A 23,980-nucleotide genomic window follows, 5' to 3' on the forward strand; every position below is an offset into this window, starting at 1 on the left:
CATGGTGCGGCGACTCCTGGCGGGAGGGCGAGCGGGGAGGGCGAGCGGGCGGAGACGGGGGTCGGGGGCGGTTGTGGAATGGGATTCCACGGTACGCTAAGCGTATGGAACGAAATTCCGCCAGTCTCTCCGCCCGGATCCGGGCCCGGTTGCCCGAGCTGCGCGAGACCGAGGTCCGTGTGGCGCGGGTGGTGCTCGATCAGGGCGCCGCGCTGGTCCACCTCAGCGTCAGCGACGTGGCTGCGCTGGCCGGCGCCGCGTCCTCCACCGTCGTACGCACCTGCCAGCGGCTCGGTTTCCGGGGGTTCCAGGAGCTGAAGCTGGAGGCCGCGCGGCAGGCGCCCGAACCGCCCCCGCCACCGGTGGACGAGCCCGCCGCGCACGCGCTCGCCGCCACGCTGGGCGCCTCCCGCGACGCCCTGGACGGCCTCGCCGCGACCCTCGACCCCGGCGCGCTCACCGCCGCGGCCGAGGCCCTGCACGCCGCATCGCGCGTCGTCGTGGCCGGCGCGGGGCTCTCCGGCGCGGTCGCCCTCGACGCCGCCTACCGGCTGCGCGCCCTCGGCTGCCAGGTCGACGCGCCGCCCGACCCCCTCACCGCCCAGCTCGCCGCCGCCCAACTCCCGCCGGACGGCGTCTGTTTCGCCATCAGCCACACCGGGGCCACCCGCACCACCGTCGACGCCGCGCGCCGCGCCCGGCGGGCCGGGGCCACCGTGGTCACGCTCACCAGCTACGCCCGCTCACCGCTGAGCGAGACCAGCGGCCCGGTGCTCGTGGCCGGCGGCCAGGACCTCGTCTTCGGCCTGGAGACCTCCGCCAGCCGGATCGCCCACCTCGCCGCCGTGGACGCCCTGACCCACCTCCTGATGGGCCTGCGCCCCGAGACCGCGCGCAGCCGGCTCGACCTGTCGGCGGACATCACGGCCGACCACGCCTACTGAACGCCCGCTCCGGGCGGGGGAGTTCACGCGGCCAGCGGGTCCAGGACCAGCGGTTCGATCCGCCCCTCCAGCATCTCGCCGAGCCCGCGGGCCGCGCACACGTCCGGGCGCTCGGCGATGAACACCGGCATCCCGGTGGCCTCGCGCACCATCTGGTCGAGGCCGGGCAGCAGCGCCGAACCGCCGACCATGATGATCCCGCGGTCGGCGAGATCGGCCACCAGGTCCGGCGGGCACTCGCGCAGCACCTTGCCGATGCCGTCCAGGACGGCCGTCAGCGGGGTCTGGATCGCCTCCCGCACCGCCGAGGTCTCCACCCGCACGGTGCGCGGCAGCCCGGTGGCCACGTCCCGGCCGTTGATCTCGGTCTGCGGCGGGCCCTGCGGGGTCAGCCCGTTGCCCGACAGGGCCAGTTGCAGCGGCCGTACCGACTGGCTGGGCAGCAGCAGCTCGTGCGCGTGCCGCAGATACTGCACGACCGCGTGGTCCACGGCCTCGCCGCCCACCGGGATCCGCTCGGCCGTCACGATCGAGCCCAGCGACAGCACCGCGACCTGGGTGGCCGCCGCCCCGCACACCATGATCATGGTGGCCTCGGGCCGCTCCACCGGCAGTCCGCAGCCCACCGCCGCCGCGATCAGCGTGTCCACCAGCTCCACCCGGCGCGCGCCGAGTCCGAGCAGCGTCTCGACCGTCGCCCGCTGGGCCAGCGGATCGGCGTCGTGCGGAGTGCACGCGGCCGCCCGCAACCGGGGCTTGCGGCGCAGCGCCCGGCGCAACTTGTCGCCCATCAGATGCCGCAGCATCCGCTGCGCCATGTCGATGTCCACCACCGTGCCGCCGGAGATGGGCCGTACGACCCGGATGTAGTCGGGGGTGCGGCCGGTCATCTGCTCCGCGAAGTCGCCCACCGCGATCAGCGAACCGGACCGCACGTTCACGGCCGCGACCGAGGGCTGGTCCACGACGAGGCCCGCGCCCTTCACATACACCCGCGTACGGGCCGCGCCCAGATCGACGGCGAAGTGACAGCGGCGCAACTGCTCCAGGCTGACGGACACGGCAGCTCCTCCGAGCGCGGGGCGAATTCCTTACTCTCCGTATCCTGCGCGGCGCCCATGGCGGCCCGCCTTTTGTGGGGGGCCGGGCGGGGCGCCGCCGAACGGGCGTTAATCACCGGCCCCCCGGAGTGTCGCCGGGTCAGCCGGCGCGCACCGCCTCCAGGAGGGGTTCGAGCGAGGAGACGACCGCCGCCCCGCCGGCCTCCCGCAGCAGCCGCCGCCCGGAGGCGGAGGCCGCGAACCCGATGAAGGGCAGGCCGAGCCGCTGGGCCGCCGTCAGCTCGGCCACCGAGGAACCGAGCAGCACGGCCCGCCCGGCCGGCCGGCCGAGATGGGCCAGGGCCCGCAGCAGGGTGCCGGGGTCCGGCGTCAGCAGCCCCAGGTCCTCGCGCCGCCCGTGCACCCCCGCGAGCGGCAGCTTGTACGCCTCCACGCCCCGCTGCACCGCACGGGAACTCACGTCCGACACCACGCTCACCCGGCGCCCGGACGCGTGCAGCGCCCGCACCAGCGCGAGCGAGCGGTGCGTCATCGGCGCGTCCGGTACGGCGGCCAGTTCCAGTTCCTCCAGCCGGTCCCGCAGCACCGGCCCGAGCCGGTCGTGGGCGAAGGCGCGCAGCAGATCCAGCGGATGCGGGAACGCCTCCAGGCCCGCCGCCCCCGCGGCCGCCGGCAGCGGCCGCCCCGCCAACGCGTCTTCGGGCTCGCGGTGTTCGGCCACGACGTTCAGCAGGTCGAGTACGGCCGCGCGCGCGGACGCCGCCGTGAACAGCCGGGTGAGCGGCCCGTCGAAGCCGAACAGCACGCAGTCGGCGCCGGTGAGCAGCGCCTCGGGGGGCGCGGCGGCGGGCGCGGGTCCGGGCGCCCGGTCCGCGTCCAGCCGCACGGTGTACGACACGGTGAGCCCCGGCACCGGCCAGTCCCGCACCCCGCCGTTGACCGCGCGTTCGGCCGCGTTCGCCCGGCGCGCCGGGTGCCGCCCGGTGATCCGGGCCGCCGCGTCCCGCAGATGGTCGAGCAGCCGGGCGGCGACGCCGGGGATACCGGCCCGGACGAAGGCGACGGGGTCGGTCACCTGCCAGGTCAGCTCCGCCACCGCGCCGAACACGGCCTTCCCGGAGCTGGGCAGCGCCAGCGGGTGCCGGGCGTGCTGCACGGTGAGGTCGACCGTGTAGTAGGTCTCCGGGCGGGGGGCGTACGGGTGGATCGGGTCGAACAGGGCGAGCGTGCCGTCCGGTCTCGTGTGCACGACGGCCGCCCGGCCCGGCGTGGGCACACCCAGCGCACGCAGGTCGCGGGTGATGAACGGCCCCTGCACCAGCTCGCGTTCGGGGCGTTCGGCGGTGAGCGGGCAGTACCAGGCCGCGGGGGGCGCGTCCGGGGCGTCGTCGCGGTAGAGCGGTTCGAAGGGCGGGGCGTCCGCTGCGGCGGAGCTGGCGGCGAACTCGTCGTACAGCGCGGGCGGTACCAGCACGTCGACGCCGGTGGCCGTCCGCGGCGGCCGGACGGACGGCGCCCCGAACACCACCCGCAGCCAGGTCGGCTCGGACAGACCGGCCAGCGCGAGGGGGAGTTCGCGCAGGACGGCGACGAGGACCGGCAGCAGATAGGCGTACGGATCGGTGCGCACCCAGTAGCCGTCCGCGCGGGCCTCCACCCGGAACCGCTCGGGGGACAGCGAGCGGGAGAAGACCTCGTGCACGGCGGCTTCGAGGGTGATCCGGGCCTCCGGGCGCCCGGTGAGGTCGCCGGTGGTGAAGAGGACCTGGGTGCTGCCCCAGAGGGAGACGAGGAGGTCCGAGAGCGCCGCCATGGTCCGCTCCCGGCTCCCCCGCACGAGGGGTGCGGCGTCCAGGCAGGTCAGCACCGGTCCGTCCGGGGAGAGGACCACGGACCGGGCGTCCAGCTCGCCGCGCGGACCTTCCTGGGCGTGCAGGGCGTGGGCCGCCTCGCGGAGCGCGCGCCGCAGGGCGCGCACCTCGTCGGTGTGCGGCCGGTACGAGGCGTCGGCCAGATGCTCGTGCAGCGTCGGGCCCGCAACGAACTCCCTTACCAGGTACGGCTTTCCCTCGGCGAAGCCGTGGTCGAGGACTCGCGCGATCCCCGGATGCCGCACCGCCGCGAGGTCCCGGCAGAGCTGCTCGAAGGGCTCCTGGTACTCGCCCCGCACATACCGGCACACGACGACCGGCGCGCCCCCGTTCCAGGTGTCCTCGGCGACCCAACTCCCGCTCCCGGCCGTCGACTTCCGCACCAGCCGGTACCGGCCGGCCAGCAGCCGCTCACCGCCCGCCGGCGCCAGCCTCCGTACGCTCTCCTCGCTGAGCGTGGCGACCGGCTGCCGCTCCACCGGCGTCGGCGCGCCCCCCGGAGACGGCACCACCGCCCGGAACCCGCCCGGCGCCCGCCCCGCCAGCTCGTCGACGAACTCCCCCATCCGCCGCAGGAGTTCGACCGTCCGGTTGCGCTCGGTCCGGGGCAGCCCGAGCAGCAGCAGCTCCCGCACCCCCTCCCGGAACGAGTACGACCCCGCCGGCGCCCCCGGCAGCGCGACGAGCATGCCGCTGAGCACCACCTCGGCCAGATGCCGGGGTCGCGGCTCGGGCTCCACCGCCGCCTGCACCAGCCGCATCACCGGCAGATCGGGCCGCCCCACCGCGAGATGCCCGGCCAGCCGGAACGCCTCCGGGGACGCCGTCGCCCGGAACCGCAGCACCAGCTCCTCGGCGGAAAGCCGGCCGACGTCCGTACGGTCCTCCGCGTCGGCCGGCAGCGGACGCGTCAACCGGGCCGCCGCCGCCGGGAACCGGGTGCCGCCGGGCGCGCCGATCAGCCCGGCCCAGTTCGCCAGCCAGCGCGGCTCCGGCTCCAGCACCGGCAGGACCACCGGGCCCGCCCCGCCGCCCGGCAACGCCCCGCCGTCCGATTCCGTCCCGCCGTCCGGCTCCGGCGCGTCGTACGGCGTGAAGGTGAGCGCGGCCGAGGGCGCCGCCGGGTGCGGGGCCGTGAGCCGGCCGGGCGCGGCGGGCAACGCCGTGTCCCGCCAGTGGTGTTCGGGCAGCGGCTGTACGACGGCCAGTGGCATCCGGCGCGCCCAGCGGTGCAGGGTGGCGTACCACAGGGTGCCGGCGGGGCCCTGCCGCCACTGCGGGCCCATGCAGTCGCTGATCAGCAGGGTGACGGTACGGCCGTCGGCGGACGGCTGCCCGTCCGGGCCGCGTACCGTGCCGTCGGCACCGGCGCGGTACAGGGTGACCGTGCGGAAGGCGCCCGACTGGGCCAGCGCGGTGTGCAGTTCCTGGACCAGGGGCCGCCAGAGGGGCATCGTGGGACCCGCGTCGTACACCAGGTTCAGGCTCAGCCAGCGCTCGCGGGCGGGTCGCAGCACCGGAAGCCAGTGGTCGGGACCGGCGCCCAGCCGGGCGATGCGGTCGGCGGTCGCCAGCTCGTCCAGCTCCCGGCCCATCGGCGCGTCCACCCGGCGCCGCAGGGGGCGCAGCGCGCGCTGGAGGGCGAGCGGGTGGCGCAGCATCGGGGGCGCGGGGGCCATCAGGGCGGTGTGGGGAGCGCGCTTTGCGGAGGGGGCGGGGGAGGGCAGGTGCAGCGGGACGCGGGCGGGGGTGTCGGGGGCGGGGCGCGGCGGGCGGGGCTGCCCCGCGGGCGGCCGGGGCGCACGGGCGGGGTCGGGCGCCGGTCCCGGTTCCGGCTCGGGCTCCGGCTCCGTGGCCGTGGCGTTGTCGCCGCCCGCGCCTTCGGGGTCCCCGGCGTCCTCGCTGCCGGTGGTTCCGGTATTCCCGGTGGGTCCGGTGTCCGTCGTGCCTTTCGGCGCCATGTGACCGGCCAGCCAGAGCAGTTCGGCCAGTTCGCGCGGTGTCGGGGGCGCGCCCTGGGCCGCCTCGGCGAGTACGGCGGCGAGGCGGGCCAGGGCGTCGGGGGCGTCCGGGCGGCCGGGGGTGTCCGGGGCGCCCCGCGGGTCAGAAGACATCGGTCTGCGTGCCCTGTCCCAGGTGGGGCATCAGCCGCTCGGCCAGCTGGTCCAGGGAGCCGGTGTCCAGGTTGCTGGTGCGGGCCAGGTAGATCGCGTTGAGGAGCTGGTCGGTGGCCAGGTCCCCGGCGCTGGTGCGGTCCAGGAAGCGGCCGATCAACTCCTGGGCGTAGGAGTCCGGTTCGCCCAGGTGGGCGCGGACGATGTCGGCGAGGTGCCGGTCGTCCGGCCGGCGCAGGTGGAGCGTGACGCAGCGGCGCAGGAAGGCGGGCGGGAACTCGCGCTCGCCGTTGCTGGTGAGCACGACGAACGGGAAGGCACGGCAGCGGACCTGGCCGCGCACCACCGGCACCGGTTCGCCGGTGCCGTCGGCCGGGACCCACGCGGTGCCGTCCGGGGCGAGCCGGGCGGCGCGCACCAGCTCGGGGATCTGGTACTGGCCCTCCTCCAGCACGTTCAGCAGGTCGTTGGGCAGGTCGAGGTCGCTCTTGTCGATCTCGTCGATGAGCAGCGCGCGGGGGCGGGTGTAGGGCAGCAGGGCGGTGCCGAGCGGGCCGAGGCGCAGATGGTGCTCGATCCCCGACTCGTCCGGCGTCTCGGGCCCGTTCTCCTGGTGCGCGGCCCGCTGCCGGGCCGCGTACAGGCGGGACAGGGGGTCGTAGCTGTAGAGGCCGTCGTGCAGCGTGCTGCGGCTGGTGATGTTCCAGCGCAGCACCGGGCCGAGCCGCAGCTCGCGCGCGACGGCGTACGCCAGGGAGGACTTGCCGGTGCCGGGCGGGCCGGTGACCAGCAGCGGGCGGCGCAGGTACAGGGCCGCGTTGACCAGTTGCACCGTCTCCTCGGTGGCCCGGTACGTCTCGGCGCGGTGCACCCGGTCGGGGGAGACGGCCGCGCGGTCGGCGGCCGCGTCCGGCGGCCGCGTCCGGCGGATCCAGCACCGGCCCGCCGTCGAAGTCACGCCAGGGCGGCGGCGGGGGCAGTCGCGTGATGCCGTCGTGCGGCGCGCTCGTACCGGTGTAGACGGGCCACAGGGGCATGGCTTCTTCTTCTCCGTGGTGGGGGGCGGGGGCGGTCAGTCGACGGGGGAGCGCAGGCCGGCGGCGGGCTCGGGGAAGCAGCGGGGGTCGTCCCAGAGCAGCTGGAGATCGCGGGCCCAGTGCCGGTCGGGTTCGTCGGCGGCGGCCGCGGTCACCCGTAACGACAGGACGTGGCGCGGGAGTTCGGCGGGCGGGACCCCGGCGACGGCGGCGGTGAGCTGGTCCAGGAAGGCGGTGCCGGGGCAGCGGGCGGGGGCTTCGGGGCGGGGCGGCGCGGCGGTCGCGGTGCCGGCGGCGGCCGTGTCGCGGGGGCCGCCGCGGGCCGGGCGCGGGTCCTCGTACCCGCCCGGACCGCCGCCCGCCGCCCGCGCGTACGGCGGCTCGCCGTGTGCCCCGGCCGGGCAGCCCGTACGGGACCACAGCAGGATGGGGACCGGGACGGTGAGGCCGATCTCGAAGTGCTCGCGGGCCGCCGCGGGCGGGACCGCGAACCCGGCGAGGCCCGCGTCGCCGTCCCACAGCCGCTTGCGCAGGCTGGGCGGCCGCTCCTGGCTGCCGCACTCCACCCGGTGCACCCGCACCGGGCGCCCGGCGTCCAGCGTCTGCCACTTCCTGCGGAGCTGGTGCCGCAGCCGGTTGCTGCGGTGCCGCGCCCGGTCGGTCACCACGAGGGGGTAGGCGCAGCCGAGCGGCGTGCTGTCGTCCGCGCCGCACTCCCAGTGCGCGACCGCCTCGTTGAGCCACTCGCGCGGCAGCACGAAGGTCACCAATTCCTCGGCGTCCGGGTCGAGATGGGCGACGGCCTCGTCGATGCGGCGCTGGACGTACGACCGTACGCCGGAGCGCGGCAGCCGGCGCGTGCCCACCGGGCGGCGCTGCCCGTCGCGGAACGCCGACACCTCCACGGTCACCTGGTCGGGCCCGGCGCCGCTGTGGTCGATCTCCACGACGACCGGCGCCCAGCGCGGGGACGCCGGCGCGGCTTCGGTGAGTGGCGCGGACTCGATGAGCGGCGCGGCCCTGGTGACCGGCGAGGCGGGTGCCGTCGCCGGTCCCGCGCCCCCCACGTCCCCCGCGCCCACCACGTCCCGCAGCCGGCCCGCGAACCGGTCCACCGCCGCCGGGTCGGGCACCTCCCACTGCACATAGGCGGCGGCCGCCCCGAGCGTCGGGAACCCGCCCTCGGGCAGCGGCGGCCCGAAGGCGCCCACCGCGTCCACGTACAGCCGGTTGGGATCGCACGCGCGGGCGTCCGGCAGGCGCCGCAGCAGTCCGTACAACTCCCGCAGCACATCCGCCCGGTGGCCCGGCGTGGGCACCAGCTCGCCCAGCTCGGGCCAGTACCGGGCCAGTACGTCCAGCGGCAGCATCCGGCCCTTGCGCACCTGCGGCGCCTCCGCGGCCGAGGTGACCATGCCGACCACGCGGCCGTCCGGCAGGGTCGCCGCCGCCCCGCTGAACCCGGCCTCGATCGGCTGCCCGTGCCCCTGCCAGGCCACCAGCTCCAGCCACTCGCCCGCGATCAACTGGCCGGAGACGGGCCCAAATTTCGGCGAGCGTGCCCTCGTCGTAGCCCACCGGGAAGCCGTAGGCGAGCAGCCGGGGGTGCGGCTCGGTGTACGCGGCGCCGGGCGGTGCGAAACCGGCCGGGGCGAGGGGGACCTCGCGGTCGAGTTCGAGCACGGCCACGTCACCGGGGTCGGTGGCGCCGCCCGCCCAGCCGCCGTGCGCGACGACCGAGGCGGCGACCTCGCCCAGCTCCCTGGCGTGCGGGAAGACCACCGTCACCGGGTCCCGGCCGCTGGAGCGGACGACATGGGCGCAGGTGAGCACCCGGCGGGCGGTGACCAGGAAACCCGCGCCCACCTCATGGCCGCAGTGGATCCGGGCATGCCAGGCGGCGCTGTTCATGGGCGCTCGGCGGACTCCGGTGCGGCGGTGGCCTGACCCGGCACGGCGGGCAGCGCGCCGCCCGGCGAACTCCCCGGTGACCAGTGGAGCTTGACGACCAACTGGCCCTCCGCGGACCCCTTGGCGATGATCGCGCCGGCCTCCGCGGACATCTTCACGCCGAACTCGATCTCCACCGAGTCGGGCCGCAGGCTGCCGTCCCGGAAGACCCGCAGCGCGGCCTCCGCCGCCGCCCGCACGCCGTCCAGCGCGCCCTCGAAGGTCTGTGCCGCGCGCACCATCTCGTCGCCGCGCGAGACCAGCCGGGTGCCGGGCCGGGGGGTGGCACCGGCACCCTCCACCACGACCAGCGCGCCGTCCTCGGTCCTGAACTCCACCAGCTGGTCCATGCCGCCGCTCGTCCCCCTCGTCGCAGTCCTGTGAGCAACCACCATGGTACGGACGGGCCTTCGGCGGTCCCACTCATTACGCCCGAGCGGGTCAACCGGCACGGCGTGGCGAGAACCCGCCACCGCGACAACCCGCCATGCCCGGCCCCCTGTGCGCTCCCGGCGCGCGCACCACACTCGTGCCTACCCGCAAGGCATGTACACGACAGTCCCGAACGGGCCGCGCTCCGGGCGCGCGGTCCGCACGGGAAAGAGCACGCGGAAGAGGGCACGGATGACCAGAGGACCAGCCGGACGCCTGACGAGAGGACCAGTCGGACGCCTGGTCGGAGGACCGGCCGGAGGGACGGCCGGAGGGACGGCCGGAGGGACGGCCGGACGCCTGACCGGAGGGCCGGCCGGGCGCCGGGCGGCGCTGCTGTCGGCGGGGCTCGTGCTGGCCGCGCTGCCGGTACCCGGCGCGGTCGCCGCGGCGGGGACGGGCCCGGCACCGGCGGACGTGGCGGTGCGGCGCTCCGGCCCCGCCCCGGCGACCGTCACCCTGGTCACCGGCGACCAGGTGACCGTCACCGACCTCGGGCACGGCAGGAAGACCGTCACCGTGCGGCGGCCGCGCGGCGCCACCGGGGCCGTGCGCACACGGACGAGCAACGGCGAGCTGACCGTCGTACCGGACGAGGCGCTGCCGTACCTGCGCTCCGGGAGGCTGGACGAGCGGCTGTTCGACGTGAGCGCGCTGATCCGCCAGGGCCTCACCGACAACCGCACCAAAGCCCTTCCGCTGATCGTCGGTTACGGCAAGGACACCCGCGTCCCCGCCACCGCCCCGGCCGGCACCTCCCGCACCCGGAGCCTGCCCAGCCTGCGCGGCGCGGCCGTCGAGGCGGGCAAAGGGACCGCGTTCTGGCGGTCGTTCACCCGCGGCGACGGCATCGACAAGGTGTGGCTGGACGGGCGGGTCGAGGCCGACATGGCCGAGAGCAACGCCCAGATCGGCACCCGGAGCGCGTGGGACGCCGGGCTGACCGGCAAGGGCGTCACCGTCGCCGTCCTCGACTCCGGCGCCGATCTGACCCACCCCGATCTGGCGGGCAGGATCAGCCAGTCCAAGAGCTTCGTCGACGGCGAGGAGGTCGCCGACCGCGACGGCCACGGCACCCATGTCACCTCCACCGTCGGCGGCAGCGGCGCCGCCTCCGGCGGCAAGGAGAAGGGCGTGGCGCCGGACGCGACCCTCGCCGTCGGCAAGGTGCTCGACGACACGGGCTCCGGCAGCGAGTCGCAGATCATCACCGGGATGGAGTGGGCCGCGCGGGACGTGCACGCCCGGATCGTCTCGATGAGCCTCGGCTCCAGCGAACCGGGCGACGGCACCGACCCGATGTCCCAGGCCCTCGACAGCCTCTCCCAGGAGACCGGCGCGCTGTTCGTGGTCGCCGCCGGGAACTCCGGCGCCCCCTCCTCCATCAGCTCGCCCGGCGCCGCCGACGCGGCCCTGACCGTCGGCGCGGTGGACTCCGCCGACCAGCCCGCCTCCTTCACCAGCGAGGGCCCCCGCACGGGCGACGACGCCCTCAAACCCGACCTGTCCGCCCCCGGCGTGGACATTCTCGCCGCCCGCTCCCAACTCACCGACGGCAGCGGCTACTACACCACCATGAGCGGTACGTCGATGGCGACGCCGCACGTCGCCGGGGTGGCCGCACTGCTCGCGCAGGAGCATCCCGACTGGACCGGCGCCCAGTTGAAGGACGCGCTGATGTCCACCTCGAAGCAACTCGGCGTCTCCGCCTACACGGTGGGCGCCGGACGGGTGAGCGTGCCGGACGCCGTACGGGCCACGGTGACCGCCACCGGCAGCGCCGACCTCGGCTTCTACCGCTGGCCCTACCCCGCGGACAAGCCGGTCACCCGCACCCTCACCTACACCAACTCCTCCGACAGCGCCGTCCACTTGACCCTCTCGGCGCAGGGCGCCCCGGCCGGCGTCGCCACCCTCGCCGACACCTCCCTCACCGTCCCCGCGCACGGCACCGCGACCACCACCGTCACCGGCGACGGCTCCAGGGCGCCGGTCGGCAGCACCAGCGGGCAGATCACGGCCACCGACGACACCGGCACGGTGCGCGCGCACACCGTGTTCGGGCTGGTCAAGGAGGACGAGCGGTACACCCTCACGGTCCACGTCACGGACCGCTCGGGCAACCCCACGGCCGCCGACCTCACCGTGCAGCGACTCGCCCGGAACGAGGACCCCGAGTCGGACCACGTCGAGACTTCCGGAACCCTCAAGCTCCGCCTCAAACCGGGGACGTACGCCCTCACCTCCTTCCTCGACGTGCACGGCAGCCACGGCGCCGACTCGCTCGGCCTCGGTTTCCTCTCCGCACCCGAGGTCACCCTCGACCACGACAGCGACATCACCCTCGACGGCACCCGGCTGCGCGAGATCAAGGCGGCCGTCCCCCGGCGCACCGAGACCCACCAGCTCCTCATGGAGTACGACCGCTCCGCGAACGGCGCCGACCTGTCCGGCGCGGTCCAGGTGCCCCTCGCCTACGACAGCGTCTTCGCCGCGCCCACCCCCGAGGTCACCCGGGGCACCTTCGAGTACCGCACGGTGTGGCGGCTCGCGAAGCCGCAGCTGGAGGTCAGGGGCATCGGGGAGGCGACCGTCCAGCCGGGCGGCACCCTGACCGCCGGACGGCGGAGACTGCCATTGGTGGACGCCGGCGACGGGCCCGTGCCCGCCTCGGCCTCCGGCAAGGCGGTGCTGGCACACCTCGCCCCCGGCGCGGACCCGCTGGCCCTCGCGCGGGCCGCCCAGGACGCGGGCGCCAAGGCGCTGTTCGTCACGGACGACGCGCCGGGCCGGCTGCTGGACTGGTGGGGCAACGACGACGACACCGACCGCCCGCTGCTGATCGCCACGGTGAACCAGGCGGACGCGGCCCGGCTGCGGGCGCACCCGACCGCCGACATGACCGGCACCCCCGACTCGCCCTACGTGTACGACCTCTCCGCGGGCCACACCGGCTCGATCCCCGACCGCGACCTCACCTACCGCCCCTCGCCGCGCCAACTCGCCGCCGTGCACGTCACGTTCCACGCGGCGCGGCCGACGAGCGGCGGCGAGTTCCGCTACTCCGTCACCGGTACCTTCCCCGTCGGCATCGGCTTCCAGGAGAACATCGACCTGCCCGCCGTACGCACGGACTACGTCTCCACCGGCCCCGGCCAGCTGTGGACCGAGTCCGTCACGATCGGCACGGGCACCCTGGAGGAACGCGGCGGACTGGTCCACTACCAGGGCGGCACCCGGCCCCGGCTCCACTGGTTCCAGCCGGTGTGGCACCCCTGGCTCGGCACCGGGCTCGGCTGGGGCGAGCAGCGCACCGGGAACCAGATCCAGCTGAACACGCCCGGCTGGGGCGACTCGGGCCCCGACCACACCGGGTTCGGCGATGTGTGGGGCGACAGCGGCATGACCCAGACCACGTCCGTCTACCAGGACGGCACCCTCGCGGACCGTGAGTCCGGCTCGACCGCCTTCGTCTGGGACGCACCGGCCGACGAGCACACGTACCGGGTCGTGACCGACACCGCCCTCGACGCGGAGCACTGGAAACCCGCGACGCGGGGACACACCGAGTGGACCTTCCGCTCGGCCCGGACACCGGACGACCACGCGACGACACTGCCGCTGATCAACCTCTCCTACGGCCTGCCCACCGATCTCGCCGGCACGGTGCCCGCCGGGCGGCGGCTGCCGGTGACCCTGGGCGCGAGCTACATGGCGGGCGCCACCGGGACGGGCACGCTCGGCGGGGGCCGGCTGGAGGTGTCGTACGACGAGGGCGCGAGCTGGCGGCAGGTGCGGCTGACGGGGGCCGGGGCGTCGTGGCACGGGGCGCTGACGGTGCCGTCGGGTGCGGCGTCCGTCTCACTGCGGGCGTCGGCGCGGGACGACCGGGGTGGGTCCGTGTCGGAGGAGATCATCGAGGCGGTGGGGGTGAGGGGGGTGCCCCTTAGGGGGCGCTGTCCGCGCCGGTGTTCCTGACGATGCCCCGGACGACCCCCAGCTCCACCAGATCCTGTGGGCGGATGCGGAGCTGGTCGGCGGTGTGCTCGATCTCCTCCTCCGGGCGTTTGAGGATGGCCGCGGCCAGTTCCGGGGCGATCACGGAGAAGTAACTGTCCGGCGTGGCCCAGGTGTTGCCCGGCGCGGCCAGGGCGAGGGCGCCGCCGGAGCCGCCCTCGCCGATCACCAGCGTGGTCAGGGGCACCCGCGCCCCGGCCACCGCCCCGAACACCTCGGCGATGGCCGCACCGGCGCCCTGCCGCTCGGCCTGAGCGTCGTTCGCGGCGCCGGGGGTGTCCACCAGCGTCAGCACCGGCACCCCGAGCCGGTCCGCCAGCCGGATCAGCCGGGCCGCCGTCCGGTACCCGGCGGGCCGCGTCCCCACCCCGGTCTGCGCGGCGAACGCGACGGTACGACCCTGGTGCTCGCCGAACCCGCAGAGGATGCCGTCGGGGTCGGTACCGCCGCACCGGTCGCCGCCCAGGTGCACGCGGCTGGTGAAGTAGGCGTCCAAGTAGGCGCCCGCGCGGGGGCGTTCGGGCGAGCGGGCGCGCTGGACGGCGGCCCAGCCGGTGGCGGGGAGGTCTGTCCGCGCGAGAGCCGCCGGGACGGGCGCGGGCAGAGGGTGATCGGCGGGGGCGGGCGCGGGTGGAGGCTGATCGCCATGGGCGGATGCGGGCAGGGCCCGGCTCGTCCCCGACAGCAGGCGCAGCCACACCCCCAGGACCTCCTTGAGCTCCTCCGGCCGTACGACCGCGTCCGCCGCGCCCGCCGCCACCTGGGCCTCGGCCGTGTAGGCGGTGGGGTCGGCGCCGGCCGGGCGGACACGGGAGCCGGCGAAGCCCACCTGGGCGCCGGGGAGGGCCAGGATCACATCCGCGCCGGCGCCCAGGGTGGCCCAGCCGCCGCCCGTGGTGGGGTCACGCAGGACGGCGATCTGGGGCAGCCCCGCCGCACGGGTGAGCGCCGACTGCCGGGCCACCCGCTGGAGTTGGGTCAGCGCGACCATGCCCTCCTGCATCCGGCTGCCCCCGGTCGCGATCAACGGCACGACGGGCAGCCGGTGTGCGCGGGCATGCGCGTACGCCTCCTCCAGCCGGTCCCCGGTGCGCTCGCCCAGGGAGCCGCCGAGGAAGCCGAACTCGAAGGCGATCAGCACGGCGCGGGTGCCCCCGACGGTCGCGGTGCCGCAGACGACGGACTCCTCCTCGCCGGTGCGTTCGGCGGCGCGGGCGCGCGAGGCGTCGTACCCCTGCCAGGCGAGCGGGCCGTCCGGCCTGGACTCCCGTGCGGGGGAGGGGAGTTCGGTGAAGGTGCCGTCGTCCGTGACGAGGGCCAGCACCTCGCGCGCGGTGCGCCGCTGCTCAGGCATCGGCGGCGGGGCCGGCGTCGGTCAGGGCCCGCTTCATGACCTTCCCCATGTCGTTGCGGGGCAGGACGTCCAGGTAGCGGACGACGCGGGGCCGCTTGTGCGGGGCGAGCCGGCGGGCGACATGGTCCGCCAACTCCTCGGCGCCGGGCGGGCTTTCCGGGTCGGCCGGGACGATCCAGGCGACGATCCGTTCGCCCAGGTCCGGGTCCGGCTCCCCGGTGACCGCCGCCTCCCGGACGGCCGGGTGTTCCAGGAGCGCGTTCTCGATCTCGCCCGCCCCGATCTTGTAGCCGCCGCTCTTGATGAGGTCGGTGGCCTTGCGGCCGACGATCCGCACATACCCGTCCGGCTCGCGCACGGCCATGTCACCGGTACGGAACCAGCCGTCGGCGGTGAACGCGGCGGCGGTGGCGTCGGGCCGGTTCAGGTACTCGGTGAACAGATTGGGCCCGCGGACCTGGATCTCCCCGACGGTCTCCCCGTCCCGGTCGCCGATCTCCCTCCCGTCCTCCTCCACGAGCCGCAGCCCGACGCCGGGCAGCGGCACCCCGACCGTCCCCGGCCGCGGCTCCCCGTCCGCGCGGACGCTGGTGTTCATCAGCGTCTCCGTCATGCCGTACCGCTCGATGACCCGGCGACCGGTGGCCGCGGCGATCCGCTCGTGGTCGTGCACCGGCAGCGCGGCCGAGCCGGAGACCAGCAGCCGGGCCCCGCCGAGCGCCTTGGCCAGCTCGGGGTCGCCGGGGAGGGCCTCGGCGATGCGGTGGTACATCGTCGGCACGCCGAACAGCATGGTCGCGCCGTCGGCCAGCGCGCGGGCCACGCCCTCGGTGGAGAACCTTCCCAGGTGCCGCACCGAGCCGCCGCGGCGCAGCGGGCCGAGGACGCCGAGCACGAGCCCGTGCACATGGAACAGCGGCAGCCCGTGCACCAGCACGTCGGCCTCCGTCCACCGCCAGGCGTCGGCGAGCGCGTCGAGGGTGGCGGTGAGGGCCCGGCGGGGGAGTACGGCGCCCTTGGGCGGGCCGGTGGTGCCGGAGGTGTAGACGACGAGGGCGGGGGCGTCGTCGGGAAGTTCGGGGTGCGGGGCGTCCGCGCGGGCGCCGGCGTCGACATCGACGCGCTCCAAGTCGCCCAGCACTTGCGGGAGTTGGGCGCCCGGAGCGGCGAGGACGAGGGAGGGGGCGCTGTCGGAGACGATATGGGCCAGCTCCTTCTCCCCGGACTTGGGGTTGAGCGGCACGGCGGCGGCACCGGCGAGCAGCACGCCGACGACGGCGACCACGGTCTCCAGCTCGGGCGTCGCCCACACGGCCACGCGACCGCCCCGAGGGACGCGCCGGGCCACCGCGCCGGCGGCGTCCGCGAGACCGCCGTACGTCAGCGAACGCTCACCGAACCGCACCGCGGACCGCTCCCGCGGCCCACCGACCAGACCAGGAAAAAGCGACGACACCCACGCACCCCTTCACTCTCGCGACCGTTCAGCCCCTTCCTACACCAGGATCGACCGGGGGACGACTGTGCGTGGGTGAGGTGAGGGGGGTGCGGGCGCCGGGGGTGGGGCTGTCCCTGGGGCCGCCTCCCAGCCGGCCGTGGGCGAGTCAGGCCGCCAGGACGGACACGTCCGCGACGACGCACGTCACGTTGTCGGGCGCCCCCGCCCCCCGCGCCGCCGCGACCAGCTCCTCCGGCCCCGAGGCCGACGCCAGCAGCTCCCTGATCCGGGCGTCGGGCACCGCCTCCGTCAGCCCGTCGGAGCACAGCAGGTACCGGTCCCCCGGCAGCGGCTCGTGGAGGCGCAGATCCGGGACGACCTCCGCGCCCCCGGTCAGCGCCTTGGACAGCAGCAGATCCCGCGGTGAGACCCGGTGGTCCTGCGTGATCCGGTACAGCTCGCCACCGCGCAGCAGATACGCCCGCGAGTCCCCGATGTGCGCGAGCGCCAGCCGGGACCCGGTCCACAGCAGCGCCGTGAGCGTGGTGCCGACCTCGTTCGTCCCGCCCGCCAGCTCCGCCACCGCCGCCCCCGCCGACCGCACCGCGTCCTCCAGCGCCCCGAGTACGCCCAGTTCCCCCAGCTCGCCGTCCACGGGCACCGACGGCGCCTCGTCCAGGTACCGCAGCGCCCCCACCGCCGCCCCGCTCGCCGCCAGCCCCGCGGGCCCGAACCCGTCGGCGACCGCGAGCAGCCTGCGGCCCGCGTAGAGGGTGTCCTGGTTGGCGGGGCGGACCAGCCCCCGGTCGGTGAGCGCGGCGTGCCGCAGTTCCAGCGTCATGGTGGGTTCCCTTTCCGGTGCGTCGGTCGTGCCGGTCAGCTGGTCGACGAGAAACGCCGCGAGATCCCGCCGTACCGCCGTCTCCGCCTCGACCCGCGCCCAGTACGCGCCGATCTCCCGCGCGGCCTCGTCCGGTTCCAGGTCGCACACGGCGCGTATCCCGGCGAGCGGCATCCCGAGCCGCCGCAGCCAGGCCACGAGCCGGGCCCGCCCCAACTGCCCGGCGGTGTAGTACCGGTAGCCCGTCTCGGGGTCGACCCGGTGGGGCCGCAGCAGCGCCAGCTCGTCGTACAGCCGGAGCGCCTTCGGTGACAGCCGGCTCAGCCGGGCGAACGCCCCGATCGTCAGCGGTTCCATCGCGCCCCCGTCTCTCGTCCTCCGCCACCGATACTGGGGCTTCACCAAAGGTGAAGGTCAAACCCCCTGTCCCGGTTCCGGGCCGCTTGTTAGCCTCGCGGGTGTTCGCATGCCGTACGACAGGGAGTCCCGCCGTGCCCCGCATCGCCCTCGCCACCTACGACCCCGGCGCCGCCCCGAGCAGGGACGCGGACCTGCCGGTGCTGGTGCGGGCGCTGAACGAGGCCGGCGCGCGGGCCGACGCCCCCTACTGGGACGACCCCGACATCGACTGGTCCGCGTACGATCTCGTCGTCATCCGCTCCACCTGGGACTACAGCTGGCGCGCGGCGGAGTTCACGGCCTGGCTGGACCGGGTTTCCCGGACGACCCGGATCGCCAACCCCGCCGAGGTCATCCGCTGGAACCTCGACAAGCGCTACCTGGGCGAGCTGGCCGCCGCCGGCGTCCCCACCGTCTCCACGCGCTACATCGCCCCAGGTCAGGACGCTCCCCCCGCCCTGCCCACGGACCACGAGTACGTCATCAAGCCGACCTCCGGCGCGGGCGCCCGCTTCGCCGCCCGCTACACGCCCGCCGAGCACGAGACGGCCGTACGGCACCTCGCGCGGATGCACGCCGAGGGGTTCACCGCGATGGTGCAGCCCTACCTGAAGGGCATCGACGCCACCGGCGAACGCGCCCTCCAGTTCTTCGGCGGCCGCCTGCTGCACGCGAGCCGCAAGGGCGCCGTCCTCTCACCCGGCACCCCGTACGACGCCGACAAGGTCGCCCACCCCGACCTCACCCCCTGGCAGCCGACGGACGCCGAACTCGCCGTGGCAAAGAAGGCGTTGGCGGCCGTACCCGCCGCCTCCGCGCCCCTCCTCTACGCCCGTGTGGACCTCGCCGACGGCCCGGACGGCGCTCCCCGCCTGATGGAACTCGAACTGGTCGAGCCGAACCTCTTCCTCTTCCTGCATCCCGAGTCCCTGCCCCGCACGGTGGCGGCGATCCTCAGCGCGGGCTCCGGGGACCGACCCGCGCGGTGCGCTGGAGCAGGCCCCAGGTGAACTCGGCGACCATCTCGTGGGGCACGCCCTCCCGGTCGGGCGCGGTGAAGGCGAGCCCCCAGCGGGTGGGGGCGGTGCCCTCCAGGGGGCGGGCCGGGGGGAAGGCGCGGGCGAGTTCGTCCACGGTGCAGGACCAGGGCGCGAGGTCTTCCAGGGTGCGCAGGCCGGGGGGTGCGGCGCCGGGTGCCCGTACGAGCCATTCGTTCCATACGGCGCCGTCGGGGCCCACGAGCACCTCGAACCGGAGGTCGGGCCACAGGGGCAGCGCCCACCGGCGGGCCTCGCAGTCGACGTCCCCGAGCCTGCGGGGCTCGGCGCTCTCGGGTTCCCCGAGGACCGACCGGTACCGCGCGGCGGCCCCCCGCGCCCCGGGCGACCGGACCATCGCCTGCCACCGCTTGTTGGCCTCCCGCAGCTGCGCGGCGGACACGCCCAGCGTCCTGCGGGCCTCGTCCACGAGTCCCGGATTGTGATCGGCCATACGCCGCAGCAACACCAACTGGAAATCAAGAGCCACGGCATCCATGGTGCCCTGGGGTCCCCAAGCGGCACGACTGCCCGCGGCTACGGTCCCCTCACTCCGGAACCCTGACCCCCCGAACCGGTGTCGCCGTCGCGAGCGCCCGCACCGTCGCCACCGCCTTCGGCCGCCGCAGTGCCGAAGAGATGGACGCGATGTCCCGCAGCAGCGACGCGGGCTCGGAGCCGCCGGCCGTCCCCCCGCCGCTCCCGTTCTCGATCGCGTCCAGCACCCCCACCGCCGCCGACAAGGCCCGCGCCCGCGCCGCCGGATGCCCCAGCGCGCGCGCCGCCGCGTACGCCCGGTCCGTCAGCTCCGGGTCCACATGCCGGGCGAGCGGCAGCAGGGCATCGTGGATGTACGTCTCGCGGCGGGTCAGCCGGAGTTCCGCCGGGGCGCGCAGCGAGAACCGCGGGCCCGCTCCGGCCACCGGGCGCAGCACCCGGTACAGCGGCCCCAGCCGGTGATGCGCCAGCCGGACCCGGTACCGCTCGTGCAGCGCCTGCCCGGCGTGCGGGAGGATGAAGCCCGCCGCCAGCAGGATCGCGGAGAGCGAGGCCACCGGCGGCGCCAGGTTCGTGCTGAGCCAGTCCGGGGCCCGGCCGAGCCAGCGCGCGGCCACCGCCGTCACCTTCGCCGCGTCGTACAGCAGGCTCAGCGCGTACCCGCCGCCCAGCAGCCGCAGCCCCCACCGCAGCCACGCGTCCAGCCCCCGGTCCCGTACCCAGTTCCAGATCAGCCGGGCACCGAGCGCGCAGGCGACGGTGTGGGCCAGCAGATAGAGCAGGATCTCCTCGCGCATGAAGGGCGTACGGGCGTAGTACGTGTCGAGGTCCCGCACCCGCTCCACCGGCACGTCGGCGAGCGCGAACAGCACCCACAGCGCGACGATCACCACCGCGTACCCGGAGACGATCCACCGTGTCGCCCGCCGGGTGACGGCGGACCGCTCGGGCAGACCGTTGCGCCAGGTGACGATGAACAGCAGCCCCGCCCCGGAGTTCGCGGCGATCAGCGAATAGCACAGCGGTGCCGCGAAGTTGGGCACCCCGGTGAGCACGTTCATCCGGTGGATCACCGACGGCATGCAGCACACGAACACTGTGCTGGCGAACAGCAGCACCCCGCCGACCGCGCGCAGCAGGGGGTCGCGCCACAGCCGGATGATCGTGGGCAGCTTCAGCAGCAGCGCGGCGGTCAGCAGCGCCGCCGGGATCCAGAGGGAGATGTACAGCCGGCCGAGCAGCGCTGAAGGGTCCAGCGCCAGCGTGCTCACCGCGCCGCTCCGCCCCGCCCGCGATAGCCGAGCGCCCGCTGCAAGGGGTCGGGCGGCGCGTCCCCGGACCCGCCGGGCCGGGCCCGGAACAGCGTGGCGAGCCGGTGCCCGAAGTCGTCCGCCTCGGCCTCGTCCGCCTCGCGGGACCCGTTGCGCGCGGCCACCGTGAGCGCCCTGTCCGGCCAGCCGGGGGCGTCCGCGAAGGCCCGTGCCGCCGCGTCGCCGGCCAGGTGGTGGTGCCGGTGCCCGGCGTGCAGATGCCACAACTCGTGGCCGAGAATCACCAGTTGCTGCACATCCTCGGCCCGGTCCTCCACGATGATCAGGTCGAAGTCGGCGAACTCCACCCACAGCCCGGTCACTTCGATCTCGTCCGGGAAGCGTTCGAACCGCAGCTCAAGCGGCCGTCCGCCGCGCAGCGCGCTCATCTCCTCGCACAGCGCCCGGCACAACCCCCGTACATCGGAGGGTGCTTCGGGCCGGGCGCGGACCGCCGAGGCAAGCTCGCCGGCGAGGGAGCGCATGGCCGTGCCGGAGCCGCCGGAGCGTCGCAGTCGTGCGGTCAGCCGTGCCGCCCGCCCTCGCGCGCCCGCGATACCCATCCGTCCCCTTTCCCGCGTCCGCCGCCACCGCCCGCACTTCCCGCCGCTCACGGCCGCCGGCCGCCGCGGTTCCGTCGAGCGTACGTGCCGGGACCCGCCCGCGTCACGCGATCCCGGAGGCGTGGTTCAAGACACAACCAACCCGCCGGCCGCCTTCCCGAGCAGGGTCAGCCGGACCTCTCCGGGCCCCGACAGGGTCGTGAACTCGGACAGCACCGCGAGCGCCAGCGTGTTCTCGCCCCGCGTGCGCAGCACCCCGTTCGGCAGCACGAACGTGTGCTGCGGGCCCACGTCGTTGATGTACTGCCCCATGTTCCAGCCGTTGAGGAAGATCTGGGCCCGGTACGCCCGGTACGGATCGTCCTGGAGCGTCAGCCCGATCGACGCGTCCACGTCGCCGGGCACGGCCAGCCGGAAGGTCGTCCGGTACCAGGTCACCCCCTGATACCGCTCGGCGCGCGGGAGGTCCACGGTGTCCCAGTCCCCGTCCGCGAACCCCGGCAGATGCCAGCCCGAACGCTCCCCGTGCAGCCCGCCGTTGTTCAGCGGCCCCCGCACCGGGTCGGGGCGGCCCTCGCCCTGGACGCGCCAGCGCACCTTCGGCGAGGCGCCCTTGAAGACCGCCGCGGTGAGGCCCCGCGCCGCCTTGTGGGTGTCGTCCGACCTGCCGTCCTGGTCGTGCTGCATCCGCCGGACCAGGACGGACAGCACATGCCGGCCGGGCGAGCGCAGCGCGTCGCGCACCGGGAAGGAGGCCGTGTCCGACCAGGTGCCCTTGCGGATCGTGGTGGCGTCCGGCACCGGCATCCGGTGCGTGCCCAGCGGCTCCCCGTCCAGCCACGCCATCAACAGCCCCTGGGTGCCGGTGCTGTAGCCGAGCGCGATCCCGGAGATGTCCGTGGAGTCGTCGAAGACGCCCCGGTACCAGACGTCCCCGTAGTGGAACCCGTAGTCGTCCGCGAACAGCACCGGCTGGCCCTTGGGGACGGCCGTGGTGCTGTACGACGTCTTCTTGTCCGCCGCCTTCCACGTCGAGTCGTCGTAGCTCGGGCCCACTTCGGGGTTCTCCCGGCGCATCCGCCAGGTGCCGAGCGCGGGCAGCCGGACCTCCGGCACCGCGGGCAGCATCCGGGTGGTCATCAGGCTGCCGGACATCGTCACGCGGGTGGCGAGCCGGCGCCCGTTCCACACCAGGGTGGAGATGCCGCGCGGCCCCCACACCTCCACGCTCGTCGGATCGGTGATGTCACCGGTCAAGTGGACCTCGGAGCCGCGCAGTTCGACGTGGCGCAGCAGCTGGGGGCCGTACACCAGCAGGGAGCCGGACGGGGTGTCGTACGGGAACAGCCGTACGGAGGTGGCGTCGTCGGCGAAGAGGAGGAGCAGCGGGGTGTCCGTGTCGCCCTTCTCCACCAGGACGCGGATCAGCCCGCTCTGCCCGAGCGGGGCGTTCACGTGCAGCCCCGAGTCGTCCACGCCCCAGGCGGCCTCCGGGTCCAGCCGCATCACGTCCGGGTCGGTGTCGCAGTGCAGCACCAGCTCGGCCATCTCGCCCTTGCGCCCGGTGAACACGGCGACGTCCTGCCGCCCGGCGGTCAGGCACATGGTCGGCTGCACCGTCGCGTACTTCAGCTTCCGCTTGCCCAGGGACAGGCCGGTGGCCAGCAGCTTGGCGTCCTTGCCGGGCACGGTGATCCGCAAGTCACCCTCGGCGGTGGGCAGTTCGGCCGTCACCGCCTCGCTGCCGTCGTTCCGGGCGACGTACACATGGGCGCCGGTGTCCGGGTTGGTCAGGTGGTAGACCTTCAGCCCCTCGGCACGCACCTCCGCCGCGCGGTCCAGCTTGGCGAAGTCGGGGACGCGCTGGAGCAGATGCCCGAGCTGGTGCATCGGGGCGATCTTCGCGGTGACGTTGCGGGCCTCGTCGATCGCGGCGCCGTAGTCGTACGACGTGTAGACGACCGGCGCGGGCAGCCAGCCCCAGGAGGTGCCGCCGAAGGTCATGTAGACGTTGTGCAGCGTGATGCCGTTGGCGAGGTTGGTCAGGTAGAAGCGGCGCTCGTAGGCGGCGTCGCGGGTGCGGCGGGCCTCGGCGTACCCCTTGCCGTCGTAGAAGGAACCGCCCCACGGGTCGAACCAGCCGCCGCCGAACTCGGGCACGAATCCGGGCGTGGTGGGCGAGGCGCTGGCGCCGCCCTTGGCCCCGCCGGGCCCGAACGTCCCCCAGTCCGGCGGGGTCTGGGACGGCGAGGGGTACCCGTCGAAGCCGTACAGCCAACCGCCGCGCTCGCCACCGGTGTCGAAGGAGCCGGGAGTCCAATACCCGTTGCGTCCCTTGTCGTTGTGGAACAGCGGTACGTCGATGCCGTCGGCGCGCACCTTCTTGTACAGGTGGGACATGTAGGCGCGGCTGTCCGCCGAGCCCACCCGAGCGTCGAACTCGTTCTCGATCTGGTAGAGCAGCACGGTGCCCTTGCCCTGCGTGAACAGGTGCTCGCGGGCGATCCGGTTCACCTGCGTCAGCCACTCGTCCACGTGCGCGAGGTACGCCGGATCGGCCGAGCGCGCCCGCCCCTTGGCGGCGGTGAGCCAGCCGGGGAAACCGCCGCCGTCCACCTCGGCGTTGATGTACGGGCCAGGGCGCAGGATGACGTAGAGCCCGGTCTCGGCGGCCGTGCGCAGGAACAGGCCCAGGTCGCGGACGCCGGAGAAGTCGTACCTGCCCGGAGCGGGGGAGTGGTAGTTCCAGGCGACGTAGACGCTCACGGCGTTGTAGCCGTGCGCGCGCATCTTCTGGAGCACGTCCCGCCACAGCGACGGGCTCGGCAGCCGGAAGGGGTGCAGTTCGCCCGACCACACGACCAGCCGTCTGCCGTCCACCAGCAGGGAGTAGCGGTCGTACCCGATGGTGTGGTGCTCGCCGTCCGCGCGCGGCGGGGCGGGCACCGGACCGGTCGGCACGCTGCGGGCCGCGTACGCCGAGGGCGCCCCGGTCCCGCCGCTGCCGCCGAGGGCGAGACCGAGCGCGGCCGAGCCGGTCAGGGCACTGAAGGTACGTCTGCTGAGCGCCAAGGTGGATCCTCCCGGCGATCTTACGGGGCGCGGGTGCGGCCA

13 protein-coding genes and 2 pseudogenes are annotated in these 23,980 nt (G+C 75.1%); 3 read left to right on the top strand and 12 right to left on the bottom strand.

Going from position 1 to position 23,980, the window contains the following annotated elements:
* The first annotated feature begins 104 nt into the window (after positions 1–104).
* Positions 105–944 (top strand): MurR/RpiR family transcriptional regulator, encoded by an 840-nt coding sequence (locus tag AC069R_RS05600; protein ID WP_478764798.1) that lies wholly within the window; start codon positions 105–107, stop codon positions 942–944.
* 23 nt (positions 945–967) lie between these two features.
* Here the strand turns inward: AC069R_RS05600 and mreB are convergent, their stop codons facing one another.
* From mreB to AC069R_RS05625, 5 genes and pseudogenes are all read right to left on the bottom strand, one after another.
* Entirely contained in the window at positions 968–2,005 is a 1,038-nt protein-coding gene (mreB, locus tag AC069R_RS05605; RefSeq protein ID WP_478764800.1) for a rod shape-determining protein MreB, read from the bottom strand.
* Positions 2,006–2,144: 139 nt separating this feature from the next.
* A complete protein-coding gene (locus AC069R_RS05610) occupies positions 2,145–5,990 on the bottom strand; it encodes an SAV_2336 N-terminal domain-related protein (protein ID WP_478764801.1) in 3,846 nt (1,281 codons plus the stop codon).
* A pseudogene (locus AC069R_RS05615) lies at positions 5,980–7,027 on the bottom strand (AAA family ATPase). The gene AC069R_RS05610 and the pseudogene AC069R_RS05615 overlap by 11 nt, the downstream one beginning before the upstream one ends.
* Before the next feature lie 35 nt (positions 7,028–7,062).
* Positions 7,063–8,938 (bottom strand): annotated as a pseudogene (locus tag AC069R_RS05620) (VMAP-C domain-containing protein).
* Positions 8,935–9,327: a CU044_2847 family protein gene (locus AC069R_RS05625; protein ID WP_478764803.1), complete on the bottom strand. Its 393-nt coding sequence runs from the start codon at positions 9,325–9,327 to the stop codon at positions 8,935–8,937. The pseudogene AC069R_RS05620 and the gene AC069R_RS05625 overlap by 4 nt, the downstream one beginning before the upstream one ends.
* 382 nt (positions 9,328–9,709) lie before the next feature.
* On the opposite strand from AC069R_RS05625, the gene AC069R_RS05630 reads away from it, so the two are divergent.
* Positions 9,710–13,387, top strand: coding sequence for a S8 family serine peptidase (locus tag AC069R_RS05630; protein WP_478765283.1), 3,678 nt, complete (start codon positions 9,710–9,712; stop codon positions 13,385–13,387).
* Here AC069R_RS05630 and AC069R_RS05635 read toward each other — a convergent pair.
* From AC069R_RS05635 to AC069R_RS05645, 3 genes are all read right to left on the bottom strand, one after another.
* Positions 13,356–14,780 carry a carboxyl transferase domain-containing protein gene (locus AC069R_RS05635; protein ID WP_478764805.1) on the bottom strand — a complete coding sequence of 475 codons (1,425 nt, stop codon included), beginning with the start codon at positions 14,778–14,780 and terminating at the stop codon, positions 13,356–13,358. The two genes, AC069R_RS05630 and AC069R_RS05635, sit on opposite strands and share 32 nt — an antisense overlap.
* The gene (locus tag AC069R_RS05640) at positions 14,773–16,236 is read right to left on the bottom strand and encodes an acyl-CoA synthetase (RefSeq protein WP_478764807.1); all 1,464 of its coding nucleotides are present in this window, start codon (positions 16,234–16,236) and stop codon (positions 14,773–14,775) included. The genes AC069R_RS05635 and AC069R_RS05640 overlap by 8 nt, the downstream gene beginning before the upstream one ends.
* Before the next feature lie 148 nt (positions 16,237–16,384).
* Positions 16,385–17,416: a MerR family transcriptional regulator gene (locus tag AC069R_RS05645; protein WP_478764808.1), complete on the bottom strand. Its 1,032-nt coding sequence runs from the start codon at positions 17,414–17,416 to the stop codon at positions 16,385–16,387.
* 134 nt (positions 17,417–17,550) lie between these two features.
* Here AC069R_RS05645 and AC069R_RS05650 point away from each other — a divergent pair, with 134 nt between their 5' ends.
* Positions 17,551–18,468, top strand: a complete 918-nt coding sequence (locus AC069R_RS05650; protein WP_478764810.1) for an ATP-grasp domain-containing protein — start codon at positions 17,551–17,553, stop codon at positions 18,466–18,468.
* Here the strand turns inward: AC069R_RS05650 and AC069R_RS05655 are convergent.
* The 4 genes from AC069R_RS05655 to AC069R_RS05670 all read right to left on the bottom strand — a co-directional run bounded on the left by AC069R_RS05655 (position 18,413) and on the right by AC069R_RS05670 (position 23,938).
* A complete protein-coding gene (locus AC069R_RS05655) occupies positions 18,413–18,994 on the bottom strand; it encodes a hypothetical protein (protein WP_478764811.1) in 582 nt (193 codons plus the stop codon). The genes AC069R_RS05650 and AC069R_RS05655 overlap by 56 nt on opposite strands.
* A 49-nt stretch (positions 18,995–19,043) precedes the next feature.
* Positions 19,044–20,264 (bottom strand): MAB_1171c family putative transporter, encoded by a 1,221-nt coding sequence (locus AC069R_RS05660; protein ID WP_478764813.1) that lies wholly within the window; start codon positions 20,262–20,264, stop codon positions 19,044–19,046.
* Positions 20,261–20,866: a toxin-antitoxin system, toxin component family protein gene (locus AC069R_RS05665; RefSeq protein WP_478764814.1), complete on the bottom strand. Its 606-nt coding sequence runs from the start codon at positions 20,864–20,866 to the stop codon at positions 20,261–20,263. Before AC069R_RS05665 ends, AC069R_RS05660 begins: the two co-directional genes overlap by 4 nt.
* 126 nt (positions 20,867–20,992) lie before the next feature.
* The gene (locus AC069R_RS05670) at positions 20,993–23,938 is read right to left on the bottom strand and encodes a glycoside hydrolase family 35 protein (RefSeq protein WP_478764815.1); all 2,946 of its coding nucleotides are present in this window, start codon (positions 23,936–23,938) and stop codon (positions 20,993–20,995) included.
* Positions 23,939–23,980 lie beyond the last annotated feature (42 nt).

It is taken from the genome of Streptomyces sp. NPDC043952 (assembly GCF_056435325.1).